This is a genomic window from Kitasatospora sp. NPDC056327, assembly GCF_042261735.1.
In the GTDB taxonomy this organism is placed as follows: domain Bacteria; phylum Actinomycetota; class Actinomycetes; order Streptomycetales; family Streptomycetaceae; genus Kitasatospora.
Window position 1 is genome coordinate 1 of the sequence record NZ_JBHJRC010000250.1, and the last position, 12,267, is coordinate 12,267.

11 protein-coding genes are annotated in these 12,267 nt (G+C 74.8%); 6 read left to right on the top strand and 5 right to left on the bottom strand.

The window, feature by feature from the left end; translation table 11 throughout:
* Positions 1 to 69 precede the first annotated feature (69 nt).
* Entirely contained in the window at positions 70 to 942 is an 873-nt protein-coding gene (locus tag ACFCX4_RS27960; RefSeq protein WP_376148025.1) for a metallophosphoesterase family protein, read from the bottom strand.
* A 166-nt stretch (positions 943 to 1,108) separates the two neighbouring features.
* Here ACFCX4_RS27960 and ACFCX4_RS27965 point away from each other — a divergent pair, with 166 nt between their 5' ends.
* The 5 genes from ACFCX4_RS27965 to ACFCX4_RS27985 all read left to right on the top strand — a co-directional run bounded on the left by ACFCX4_RS27965 (position 1,109) and on the right by ACFCX4_RS27985 (position 7,469).
* The gene (locus ACFCX4_RS27965) at positions 1,109 to 1,999 is read left to right on the top strand and encodes a serine protease (protein WP_376148028.1); all 891 of its coding nucleotides are present in this window, start codon (positions 1,109 to 1,111) and stop codon (positions 1,997 to 1,999) included.
* A gap of 151 nt (positions 2,000 to 2,150) precedes the next feature.
* Positions 2,151 to 3,623: a S28 family serine protease gene (locus ACFCX4_RS27970; RefSeq protein WP_376148031.1), complete on the top strand. Its 1,473-nt coding sequence runs from the start codon at positions 2,151 to 2,153 to the stop codon at positions 3,621 to 3,623.
* Positions 3,624 to 3,902: 279 nt separating this feature from the next.
* A complete protein-coding gene (locus ACFCX4_RS27975; protein WP_376148034.1) occupies positions 3,903 to 4,532 on the top strand; it encodes a TetR/AcrR family transcriptional regulator in 630 nt (209 codons plus the stop codon).
* The gene (locus tag ACFCX4_RS27980; protein ID WP_376148037.1) at positions 4,516 to 6,153 is read left to right on the top strand and encodes an acyl-CoA dehydrogenase family protein; all 1,638 of its coding nucleotides are present in this window, start codon (positions 4,516 to 4,518) and stop codon (positions 6,151 to 6,153) included. The genes ACFCX4_RS27975 and ACFCX4_RS27980 overlap by 17 nt, the downstream gene beginning before the upstream one ends.
* A 143-nt stretch (positions 6,154 to 6,296) precedes the next feature.
* Complete coding sequence (locus ACFCX4_RS27985; RefSeq protein ID WP_376148040.1) at positions 6,297 to 7,469, top strand: Lrp/AsnC family transcriptional regulator; 1,173 nt, start codon at positions 6,297 to 6,299, stop codon at positions 7,467 to 7,469.
* A gap of 78 nt (positions 7,470 to 7,547) precedes the next feature.
* On the opposite strand, the gene ACFCX4_RS27990 is transcribed toward ACFCX4_RS27985, so the two are convergent.
* From ACFCX4_RS27990 to ACFCX4_RS28005, 4 genes are all read right to left on the bottom strand, one after another.
* Positions 7,548 to 7,967, bottom strand: a complete 420-nt coding sequence (locus ACFCX4_RS27990) for a hypothetical protein (RefSeq protein ID WP_376148043.1) — start codon at positions 7,965 to 7,967, stop codon at positions 7,548 to 7,550.
* 170 nt (positions 7,968 to 8,137) lie between these two features.
* Positions 8,138 to 8,971 (bottom strand): helix-turn-helix domain-containing protein, encoded by an 834-nt coding sequence (locus tag ACFCX4_RS27995; protein ID WP_376148046.1) that lies wholly within the window; start codon positions 8,969 to 8,971, stop codon positions 8,138 to 8,140.
* Positions 8,972 to 9,067: 96 nt separating this feature from the next.
* Positions 9,068 to 9,550, bottom strand: a complete 483-nt coding sequence (locus ACFCX4_RS28000) for a DUF2269 family protein (protein ID WP_376148049.1) — start codon at positions 9,548 to 9,550, stop codon at positions 9,068 to 9,070.
* A 133-nt stretch (positions 9,551 to 9,683) separates the two neighbouring features.
* Positions 9,684 to 10,430, bottom strand: a complete 747-nt coding sequence (locus ACFCX4_RS28005) for a 4'-phosphopantetheinyl transferase family protein (protein ID WP_376148052.1) — start codon at positions 10,428 to 10,430, stop codon at positions 9,684 to 9,686.
* 272 nt (positions 10,431 to 10,702) lie between these two features.
* On the opposite strand from ACFCX4_RS28005, the gene ACFCX4_RS28010 reads away from it, so the two are divergent.
* Positions 10,703 to 12,172: a choice-of-anchor A family protein gene (locus tag ACFCX4_RS28010; RefSeq protein WP_376148055.1), complete on the top strand. Its 1,470-nt coding sequence runs from the start codon at positions 10,703 to 10,705 to the stop codon at positions 12,170 to 12,172.
* Positions 12,173 to 12,267: the final 95 nt, after the last annotated feature.

Sequence of the window (12,267 nt, forward strand, 5' to 3'; positions counted from 1 at the left end):
GAGGGCGGCCCGCCACCGGCGCGCCGCCCGCTGCGTCCGGGGGCGGGCGGGCCGCCCCCGGCGGGCGCGTCAGGCGCCCGGGAACACCTCGCGCAGCAGCGGGTCCGGCAGGCCGCGCTTGCCCCACTCGCGCGGGTAGCCGAGCGACACCTCCTCGAACGGGACCCCGTCGTAGCTGGTCCGCCGGGGGATGTGCAGGTGTCCGTAGATCATCGTGGCGGTGTTGAACCGGGTGTGCCAGTCCGCGGTCAGCTCGGTGCCGCACCACTGCGCGAACTCGGGGTACCAGAGGATCTCGGTCGGCTGCCGGACCAGCGGGTAGTGGTTGACCAGCACCAGCGGCAGCTCCGGGTCGTGCTCGGTGAGCCGCTTCCCGGTCAGCCGGACCCGTTCGCGGCACCAGGAGTCGCGGTCCGGGTACGGGTCGGGGTGCAGGAAGCGCTCGTCGGCGCAGACCACACCGGTCGCGTAGGCGGCGGCCAGCGACTCCTCCTTGGTGCTGGTGCCGGGGGCCCGGAAGGAGTAGTCGTACAGCAGGAACAGCGGGGCGACCGCGACCGGTCCGCCCGCGCCGGTCCACACCGGGTACGGGTCCTCGGGGGTGACCACGCCGAGGTCGCGGCAGATCGTCAGCAGGTGCTCGTAGCGCTCGACGCCGCGCAGCTGGACCGGGTCGTTGGGGTGGGTCCACAGCTCGTGGTTGCCGGGCGCCCAGATCACCTTGGCGAAGCGCTCGGCCAGCAGGCCCAGGGCCCAGCGGATGGTGGTGGTGGACTCGGCCACGTCCCCGGCCACGATCAGCCAGTCGTCCGGTGACCCGGGCCTCAGCTGTTCGACCAGGTCGCGGTTCTGCTGGTACGAGACGTGCAGGTCGCTCACCGCGAGCAGCCGGCCCCCGGTCCCTGCCCGTCCCGTGCCGTCCGCGTGGTCGTCACCGGTCATGTCGGCCCCCCAGGTGGTCGTCCCTGTCGTCCCTGCTGTCCCGGCCACAGTACCGGGGGTCCGGCGGCCGGAACACGGCGTTCGGTTCTCCGGGCGGTGACACGACCCTTGACAGGGCGTCATGTCCGCGCCAGCTTTGGGGCACCCCCACACCGAGAGGTCTCTCATGAAGAAGCCGCTCATAGGCCTGTCCGTCGCGCTCCTCACCGCCGGGGCGACCGCCCTGGCCGGAGCTCCCGTCGCGATCGCGGCCCCGAGCACCGGCGCGGCCACCGCCGCCGCCTCGACCGGCACCGTGGAGTCCCCACAGGCCGGGCAGCTCGCCGCGGTCACCTTCGCGGGCACCGTGGCGCTCAGCAACTGTTCCGGCTCGCTGATCCGCTTCCCCGCCTCCACCGCCAACGACCCGGCGCTGGTGCTCTCCAACGGCCACTGCCTGGAGAACGGCATGCCCGGCGCCGGCCAGGTGGTCGTCAACCAGGCCTCCAGCCGCACCTTCACCCTGCTGAACGCGAGCGGCGGAACGGCCGCCACCCTGCGGGCCAGCAAGCTGGTCTACGGGACCATGACCGACACCGACGTGTCGATCTACCAGCTGAACACCACCTACGCCGCCATCCAGTCGAGCTCCGGCATAGCCCCGCTGACCGTCGCGGCGACCCACCCGGTCCAGGGCACCTCGATCAAGGTCCCCTCCGGGTACTGGAAGCGGATCTACTCCTGCTCGGTCGACGGCTTCGCCTACCGGCTGAAGGAGTCGAACTGGACCTTCAAGGACTCGCTCCGCTACACGTCCAGCTGCAACGTCATCGGCGGCACCTCGGGCTCGCCGGTCGTCGACGCCAACAGCGGGCAGGTCGTCGCCGTGAACAACACCATCAACGAGAGCGGCCAGCGCTGCACCCTGAACAACCCGTGCGAGGTGGACCAGAACGGGGCCGTGACGGTCCGCCGGGGCATCGGCTACGCCCAGCAGACGTACACCATCCCCGCCTGTTTCACCACCGGGAACAGGCTCGACCTCACCAAGGCCGGCTGCACCCTGCCGCGCCCCTGACCGGCACGTTCGCACCGATGGGCCATCCGCGTCCGGCGGGTGGCCCATTCGGCCGTCTACCGGACGGCCGGTCCGTCCGGCGGCCGCGCGCCGGCTGCCGGAGAGTACGGACCACAGCACCGCCCAGTTCCGTTGACCCGATGGAGAGTTGATGACCACCTCGATCAGAAGGCTGCTGGTCGCCGTTCTGCTGATACCGCTGCTGGGCCTCGGCCTGGCCCCGACCGCGCTCGCCGCGGGGACGGCCGGCACCGCCGCGCCGGGCCCCGGCGCCCTCTCGCCCGCGGACGACCCGAAGCTCGACATCAAGGGCCGCCTGGCGTCGATCCCCGGAATGACCGTCACCGAGGAGCAGCCCACCACCACCGGGCACCGCTACTTCCTGCTCACCTACACCCAGCCGGTCGACCACAACCGGCCCTGGCTGGGCACCTTCCAGCAGCGGCTCAGCGTGCTGCACCGCGGCTTCGACCGGCCGACCGTCTTCTTCACCAACGGCTACGCGCTGCGCACCGCGCCCAGCCGCACCGAGCCGGCCCGGCTGGTCGACGGCAACCAGGTCTCCATCGAGTACCGCTACTTCTCGCCGTCCCGGCCCGAGCCCGCGGACTGGAGCAAGGCCGGCATCAAGCAGGCGGCCACCGACGCACACCGGCTGATCACCGCGCTGAAGCGGATCTACCGGGAGGAGTGGCTGTCCACCGGCGGCTCCAAGGGCGGCATGTCCTCCACCTTCCACCGCCGCTTCTTCCCGGACGACGTGGACGGCACCATCGCCTACGTCGCGCCGAACGACGTCAACGACCGCGAGGACTCCGCGTACAGCCGCTTCTTCGAGAACGTCGGCACCCCCGAGTGCCGGGCGCTGCTGACCGGCACCCAGCGCGAGCTGCTGGCCCGCCGCGACCGGCTGGGGGCCCGCTACGCCGCCGACAACGCCGCCGCCGGTTCCACCTTCACCACCGTCGGCAGCGCCGACCGGGCGTACGAGCTCGCGGTGCTGGACTCGGTCTGGGCGTTCTGGCAGTACAGCCTGGAGGCCGACTGCGTGAAGGTCCCGGGCGCCGCCGGCACCGACGACGCGCTGTACTCCTGGCTCGACGCGCAGGTCGGCATCACCGGCAACAGCGACAAGGCGCTCGCCGGGTACACCGCCTACTACTACCAGGCCGGCACCGAGCTGGGCGCGCCGTTCTTCGACGTCTCGCACCTCGACGGCCTGCTGCACTACGACTACAAGGAGCTGTACGCGCCGCGCACCTACGTGCCGCGGAACATCCCGATGCGGTTCGACCCGTCGGCGATGCGCGACATCGACCGCTGGGTGCGGAACTCGGCCGAGCGGATCATCTACGTCTACGGCCAGAACGACCCGTGGGGTGCCGAGCCGTTCCGCCTCGGGTGGGGCAGCGAGGACAGCTACGTGTACACCGTGCCCGGTGGCAACCACGGCTCGAACATCGCCCGGCTGCCGGCCGCCGAGTCGGCGGCGGCCACCGCCAAGGTGCTGGAGTGGGCCGGGCTCGGCTCCGAGGCCGCCCGCACGCTGACCGGCCAGTACCAGGTGCCGCCGATCGGCCCGCTGGACGAGGTGGGGCTGCAGCAGGACCGCGTCCGGCTGTGATCCGTCGGCCGTGACCCGTCGGCCGTGACCCGTCGGCTGTGGTCCGTCGGCCGTGACCCGCTGCCGCACGGCGCGAGGGCCGCCCGCCTGCCGGGCGGCCCTTCGCCGTGTCCGGGGTGCCGTGCGCCGGGTCCGGCCTTTCCCCGTGACCGGCCTTTCCCCGTGACCGGGCTTCCCCTGCGGCCGGACGCCCCCGTCACGGCCGGGGTGCGGGTCCGGTGCCCGCGCATTCCGCGCGCCCCCTGCCCGAAGCAGTGAATCAGTGCTTCAATTCTTTGCATGGCCTACCGACGCACCCCCGCCGTGCAAGCCCGCCAGGACGCCCAGCGCGAGGCGGTGCTCCAGGCCGCGGTCGGCCTGCTGGCCGAGCGCGGCTACGGCGGGTGCAGCATGGCGGCCGTCGCCGAACGGGCCGGGATCGCCACCGGCTCGGTCTACCGGCACTTCAGCGACAAGGCCGAGCTCTCGGTCGAACTCTTCCGCCGGGTGGTCACCCGGGAGGTCGCCGCCGTGCACGGGGCCGTCGCCCGGCACGACACCCCCCGCGAACGGATCGCGGCCGTCGTCGAGACCTTCGCCGCCCGCGCCCTGCGCGCCCCCCGGCTCGCCCACGCCCTGCTGGTCGAACCGGCCGACACCGTGGTGGACGCCGAACGCCTGGTCTTCCGCCGCACCTTCCGCGACGTGCTCGCCGCCGAGATCGCCGCCGCCCTCGCCGCCGGTCAGGTCCCGCCCCAGGACCCGCAGCTGACCGCCGCCGCGATCGTCGGCGCGACCGCCGAGGCGCTCACCGGCCCGCTCGCCGCGGTACCCCCGCCCGACCGCCGGACCGCGCCGGACGCGGTGGTCCCCGCCCTGGTCTCCTTCACCCTGCGATCCCTCGGAGGACGCGATGACAGCGACGCATGAGGTCACCAACCAGGTCCCGCTGCCGTACGGACACGACACCGCCGCCGACCCCGCGCTGCTCGCCGCGCTGCACCGGGCCGGTGCCGGCTGGGCCGAGCCGGGGCTGCACGCGCTCGGCCGGCTGGCCGGCTCCGAACAGGCCGCCGAGTGGGGCCGGCTGGCCAACGAGAACCCGCCGGTGCTGCGCACCCACGACCGCTTCGGCCACCGGATCGACGAGGTCGAGTTCCACCCCGCCTGGCACGAGCTGATGCGCACCGCCGTCGGCCACGGCCTGCACGCGGCCCCCTGGCGGGACGACCGCCCCGGCGCCCACACCGCCCGGGCCGCGGGCTTCTACGTCTGGGGCCAGGTCGAGGCCGGCCACACCTGCCCCGTCTCGATGACCTACGCCGCCGTCGCCGCCCTGCGCACCACCCCCGCGCTGGCCGCCGAGTACGAGCCGCTGCTCGCCGCCACCGAGTACGACTTCGGCCTGCGCGAGCCGCACGGCAAGCGCGGCCTGATCGCCGGCATGTCGATGACCGAGAAGCAGGGCGGCTCGGACGTCCGCACCAACACCACCACCGCCGTGCCGCGGCCGGACGGCAGTTACCGGCTCACCGGGCACAAGTGGTTCACCTCGGCGCCGATGTCCGACCTCTTCCTCACCCTCGCCCAGGCGCCCGGCGGGCTCAGCTGCTTCCTGCTGCCGCGCGTCCTGCCGGACGGCACCCGCAACCGGCTGCGCCTCCAGCGGCTCAAGGACAAGCTCGGCAACAGGTCCAACGCCTCCGCCGAGATCGAGTACGACGAGGCCTACGGGCTGCTGGTCGGCGAGGAGGGCCGGGGCGTGCGGACCATCATCGAGATGGTCAACACGACCCGGCTGGACTGCACCGTCGGCGCCGCCTCCGGCATGCGGCTAGGCGCCACCCGGGCCGTCCAGCACGCCCTGCACCGGCGGGCCTTCGGCCGCGCGCTGGTCGACCAGCCGTTGATGCGCAACGTGCTCGCCGACCTGGTCGTCGAGTCCGAGGCGGCCACCACCGTGGCGATGCGGCTCGCCCGGGCCACCGACGCCGCGCTCGCCGGGGACGAACGGGAGGCGCTGGTGCGCCGGCTCGGCCTGGCGGTCGCCAAGTACTGGGTCTGCAAGCGCGGCCCGGCGCACGCCGCCGAGGCGCTGGAGTGCCTGGGCGGCAACGGCTACGTCGAGGAGTCCGGCATGCCCCGGCTCTACCGTGAGGCGCCGCTGGTCTCGATCTGGGAGGGCTCCGGCAACGTCGCGGCCCTGGACGCGCTGCGCGCGATGACCAGGAACCCCGAGACCGTCGACGCCCTGCTCGGCGAGCTGGACGCCGCCGCGGGTGCCGACCGGCGACTGGACGCGGCGGTCGCGGGCCTTCGCAAGCAGCTCGCCGACCTCGACGGGTTGGAGTTCCGCACCCGCCGGCTGGTCGAGGCGATGGCGCTGGCCTTCCAGGGCTCGCTGCTCGTTCGGTACGGGCACCCGGCGGTGGCCGACGCGTTCTGCGCCTCCCGGCTGGGCGGCGACCACGGCGGGGCCTTCGGCACCCTGCCGCCCGGTCCGGACGTCGAGGCGATCATCGACCGCGCCAGGCCGGTGCCGGCCGGCTGAGCGCACCGCGGCTCGCGCAGTTCCCGCACGCCGCCGTCGCCCGTCGTCCCTCTCCCGTTCGTCCCGGTCGCGTGGTCCAGGAGTACCGTCGGAGCGGCCGGACAGGGCGAGGGACCGCGACGAGGCGACGGAGACCGGACACCATGGACGTCACAGCTGCTGATCCGGACACCGGGCCGGACCTCCCGGACCTCCCGGGCACCCCGGGCACCCCGGGCACCCCGGACCTCGGGGGCACCCCGGGCACCCTGGACACCCTGGACCGCCGGCTGGTCTGCGCGCTCCAGGTGAACGGCCGGGCCGGGGCCGGGCGGATCGCCGAGGTGCTCGGCATCTCCCCGCGCACCGTCACCCGCCGGCTCACCCGGCTCCAGGGGACCGGCCTGGTCCGGGTGGTCCGGACGCCCGCCACCGGGGACGCCGGGGTCGGCGCGCTGCTGCTGCGGATCCGGGTGCTGAGCGGGAGCGCCGGGGGTGTCGCCGAGGCCTTCGCGGAGCGGCCGGACGTGCCGTCCGTCGATGTCATGCTCGGCGGCCGGGAGGTCGGCGCGGTGATGCTCGGCGCGGTGACGAGCGGCACGGTGCTGCCCGGTGCGGTGCTCGGTGCGGCGGGCGACCGGGACGGCGACCGGCCGCCGTCCGGGGAGCCGCCCGGGACCGCCGCCCTCACCGGGACCACCGTCCACGCGGTGCTGCACGCGTTCGCGGACGCCGGCCGGTGGCGCTCCGGCGATCTGGACGAGGCCGAGGCGGCCGCGCTCGCCGACCCGCCGCCGCCCGGGGACGGCCGGGGGAGCGTGCCGCCGGGTGGTCCGGGCGGCCCCGTGGGAGCGGGAGGTCCGGACGAGCTGGACCGCGGGCTGCTGGCGCGGCTCGGCGAGGACGCCCGGCAGTCCCACGCGATGCTCGCGGCGGCGGTCGGCACCCCCGAGTCCACCGTCCGGCGCCGGCTGCACCGGCTGGACGAGGCGGGGCTGCTGCGCACCCGGGTCACCGTCGACCCGCGGCTGCTGGGCCTGGCCGTCGACGCCAGGCTCTGGCTGGACGTGCCGCCGGGCCGGCTCGCCGCGGTCGGCGCGGCGCTGGCCCGGCATCCGCGGGTGCACGGCGTCTTCGCGACCAGTGGGCCGGCCAACCTGATGGCGGCGGTGTACTGCCCCGACCACGGCGGGCTCTACCGGTTCGTCACCGGCACGCTCGGCCCGCTCGGCGTGGACCGCGCGGAGACCGCGATCGTCGGGCGGACGGTCAAACGGGCGGGTGTGCCGCGGCGGGCGCCCGGTCCGGTGGCCGGGCCGGGCACCGACCGGGTGTGAGCCCCCCGGAGGCCGCACGCCCCGCGGCCGGGCCCCCGCGGCGGCACACCCGGTTGCCGGGCACCCCGCGGCGGGCCGTCACCGGGACATGCGGCGCAGCACGGTGAACTGCAGGACGGCGAACACGGCCACGGTGGCGGCCTGGAACGGGATCCAGACGTGGCCGGCGGTGGTCGGCGAGAACCACAGCTCCATCGCCACCAGGCTGAGCACCGCCCACGCCAGGTTGATGTCGATCACCGCCCGCACGCCGGGCCGGGGCGGCTCCGGACGGGCGGCCAGCAGGCCGACCGCGAGGCCGTACACCGCGAGCACGGCGCCGAGTTCGACGAGGGTCGGGCGCCCGACGCCGAGCAGTTCCCCGAGCGGGCCGGGGAAGGCCAGGTAGGCGAGCCCGTTGCCGCCGCTGACCACGGCGTCCAGGGCGAGGAGGCCGCGCAGCGCCCTCCGGGAGGCGGGGGCGGTCCGGGGGGCGGTGGCGAGGGAGTGTGCGGACACGGCGGATCGGCCTCCGGGGGCGGGGTGGGAGCCCGGTCGGCGGTGCGCCGCCGGGTGGGCACCACTGTGCCGGGGGCCGCCCGGGGCGTCGATTACCTCCGGGGTCATGCCGGGTGCCCCGGGGCCGTGCCCGGACGGACCGCGGCGCACCGCGGCGGGGGCCGGTGTCCTCAGCGCTCCGGGCCCACGGCGGCCTGCAGGAAGGCGACCGTCTCCGCGTCGGCGGGGAGGAAGGTCTCCATGGCCAGCTCGGAGACGGTCACGTCCATCGGCGTGTTGAAGGTGGTGATCGTCGAGAGGAAGGACAGCACCCGACCCTCGAACGCGATCCGCAGCGGCAGTGCGAACGGGAACAGCTCGGTGACGTCCTCCCCGGTCTCCTCCGCCGCCGTGCCGGGCGGCTCGGGGTAGGCCCGGACCTCCTCCAGCAGTGCGCGCAGCGGCTCCGAGCGGACCAGTCCGGTCTGCAGCTCCATCCGCTCCAGGAGGTGCCGCCGCCACTGCCGCAGGTTCACGATCCGCGGCGCGAGGCCCTCCGGGTGCAGGGTGATCCGCATCGCGTTGAGCGGCGGCTCCAGGAGGTGCGGGGGGATCCCGGAGAGCAGCAGGCCGAGCGCCCGGTTGGCCGCGAGCACCTGGAAGGTGCCGTCGACGACCAGGGCCGGGTAGGGGTCGTGCGAGGCGAGCAGCCGCTCCATGCCGGAGCGCAGGGCGGCCATCGCGGGGTCGTCCAGCCGCTTCTCCGGGTAGTGCGGCGCGTACCCGGCGGCCAGCAGCAGCGCGTTGCGTTCCCGCACCGGGACGCCGAGGTGCTCGGCGAGCCGGAGCACCATCTCCCGGCTGGGCCGGGCGCGGCCGTTCTCGATGAAGCTGATGTGCCGGGCCGAGGAGTCGGCCAGCAGGGCCAGCTGCAGCTGGCTGAGCCGGCGCCGCTCCCGCCAGCCGCGCAGCAGCACGCCCACGCCGGTGCCGGTGCCCGGGCCCATCCCCGCCATGATCGTCATGGCGGGGACAGTACTACCGGTGCCGCCGGGGCGGCAGGCCCGCCGCCGGGGCGGCCCGCCGGGCCGGCGCGGGGTCGCCGGCAGCGGGCGCGGGTGTCAGGCGCCGGTGGTCGAGCCGGGCCGAACGATCATCAGCACCACGACGACCGCCCAGAGCAGGTTGAACACGCCCGCGGTCATCGGCAGCGGCTTCAGCCCCCGGACGGCCTTGCCGTGGCCCTCCGTACCGGCCTCCAGGGCGAGCGCGTCCACCGCGGCCTGCTGTCCGGGCAGTACGAACAGCAGCAGGGCCAGGGCGGCGATCGCGGTCAGCACCATCGAGGCGATCATCCAGGACTGCCCGAGCACGTCCATCACCTGGGCGAGGCCGAAGCCGAGCAGCGGCACGGCGAGCCCGAGCATGGCGTAGACCTGGGTGATCCGGTGCAGCAGCCGCAGCATGCCGGCGTCGGCGGCCTGCTCGGGCCCGCCCGCCAGCGCGGCCGCCGCCCGCCGCGGGAACATGCTGACGGCCACGGCCACCGGGCCGATGAACAGCACCGAGGCGAGGACGTGCAGGCTCAGCAGGAACTTGGCCATGGCGGGGCACCCTTGTGACTCAACGGGGGCGGCCCGTCGGCGGTCGCGGCGCGGGCAGCCGGGGCGGACGGTTCTCCTCGCCCCGCCCAGGACGCTAACACCGCTTATCCGACCGGACCCCATCGGCCGGTCGTCACCCGGTCGGGCCCCGCAGCGCGCCCAGCTCCACCGCCCTCGGCACCGCCCCGCAGACCGCGGCGACGGCCGCGCCGTGCGCCCGGTCCGTCCAGTCGAGCAGGTGCAGCCCCTCGAAACCGCTGAGCAGCGGCCGGCCGCCGGGCAGGTCGAGCGGGAGCGCGGAGAGGTCGACGGCGGCGAGGCCGTCCAGGCTGGTGCGGCCGATCTTGATCAGCGCCTCCTTGCGGACCCAGAGCCGAAGGAAGGCCCGCGCCGGGTCGGCGTGCTCCCGGACCTGCCGCAGCTCCTCCGGGGCGAGCACCCGGGGGGCGACGTCGAGCAGGGTGCCGCCACGGTCGGTCAGCTCGACGTCGACGCCGATCGGACGGTGTCCGGCGGCGGCGGCGACCACGCCCCTGGTGTGGGACAGGCTGACCGACACCGCGGGGTGGTCGGGCAGGTAGGGCTTGCCGTGGTCGGCCTTGCCGCAGTCGGGGCAGTGCTGGGCGAGCGTCAGCGCGGTGGCCGGGACGCCGAGCAGGTCGGCGGCGCAGAGCCGGACCAGCACGTGCGCGGCGACGAAGTCGACCCGCCCCGACTCGTGGCGGAACCGGGCGGCCCGCTCCTTCTCGCCGGCGGTGAGCAGGTGCTCCCCGGCCTCGGGGTGGCGCAGCACGTCGGCGCTCGCGGCGACGGTGGCGATCGCGTCGGACGCCGCGCCCGGGGGAGTCGTGTCCGAGGAGGTCGTACCCGAGGAAGTCATGACCCCAACCTATCGGCGCGGCGGGCGGCGCGGGAGGACACGGCGATCTCGTCCGCCCGGAGGATCCGGGCACCGAAGCTGACGGCCTATAAGGTATGGTTCGTCCGATTTCATATTGAATATCCCGAATTCATGGATTCCCTGTGGATCGACCGGGATGTTCCAGGATCAACCGGAACGCGGCAGGCGTCGCCCCGCCTGTCCTTCTCGCTGTGCGGAGGAACGTGTCGATGAGTCAGGGAACCGGTGCGCCGGGTCACAGAAGAAGTGCCGTGGTGCGGCCGCCGGCTCCCCGGGGCCGTCACGCCGTCCGGGTCGCGGTGGCGACCGCCGTCGCCGTGCTGCCGCTGGCGGCCGTGCTGACGGTCGGTTCGGCCGCACCCCTCGCACCGCCGCTGGGCGCGTGCACCGGGCCGGACTGCCCGGCCACCTGGCCGCCGCCGAACAACGGCGACTTCACCGGCCGGGACGCCAGCATCACCGTCTTCACCGGCGGCAACTACACCGTCAACGCCCGGGCGGCCGAGGCCGAGGGCAAGATCGTCGCGCTCGGGGACTTCACCATCGACAGGAGCGAGGGCGGCGGCATCTTCAACGCCGGTGTCGTCGGCGTCGGTTCGCGGGTCGTCCCGCCGAACGGCAGCGACTTCGTCACCGTCGGCGGTGACGTCTCCGTCCTGCCCGGCAACAGTCTGCTGATCGGCGGCAGCGACTCCCAGGGACAGGCGTTCGGCAACCTGCGGTACGCGGGCACGCTCACCGGTACGGTCGCGATCGACCCGACCGGCCAGGCGATCCAGGACGCCAACGCCGCCGCGCCGTACCGGTCGGTGCTCACCCAGATCGAGGACGTCTCCGCCTGTACCGGGCGGGCCACCGCCACCGGCACCGTCGCGGTCACCGCCAGCGAGGCGACCTTCACCGGCGACGGCACCAGCGCGCGGCAGGTGTTCAACGTCCCCGGGAACCTCACCGCGCCGGGCGGCGGCCAGATCGGCCTGGTGTTCACCAACATCCCGGCCGGCGCGACCGTCGTGGTCAACATGCTGGCGGCCGACCCGGTCATCAACACCTACACGGGCACCGGCCTGCCCGGCGACCAGACCACCGAGCTGCGCTCCAAGCTGATGTGGAACTTCCCCACGTCGACCATCGCGCAGATCTTCGGCAGCGCGCAGTTCCAGGGGTCGGTGATGGCGGGCAACCCGGCCGGCACCACGACCATCGCCATGCCGGGCATGAACGGCCGGGTCTACCTGGCGGGCAACCTGATCCAGGCGGGCAGCGGCGGCTACGAGATCCACAGCTACCCGTTCGACGGGGACCTGCCGGAGTGCGACGTCACGCCGAGTCCGACGCCCACCTCGCCGACGCCGACCTCCCCGAGCCCGACGCCGACGCCGACCGAGACCACCACCTCCCCGACGCCGACGCCGACCGAGACCACCACCTCCCCGACGCCGACCCCGACCCCGACCGAGCCGACGCCGACGACCAGCTCGGCCGCGCCGACCAGCCCGACGGCCACGTCCAGTTCGTCCAGCGCCGCCCCCACCACGGGGCGGCCGACCAGCCACGGACCGACCGGTCACCACCCGGCACCCACGGGCGGCGGGGGCGGGCAGCTGCCGTCGACCGGCGCGGGCAACGCCTCGGTCGTCCTCGGCCTCGCGGGCGCGGGCCTGCTCGCCCTCGGCGGTCTCGCCGTCGTGGTCGCCCGGCGGCGCGGGCGCCACAGCTGACCGAGCGCGGTAGCCGCCGGTGGCGGTGACCGCAGGGCAGGGGCCGCCCGGTCGACCTTCGACCGGGCGGCCCCACGTGTCGCCACCGGATGCGG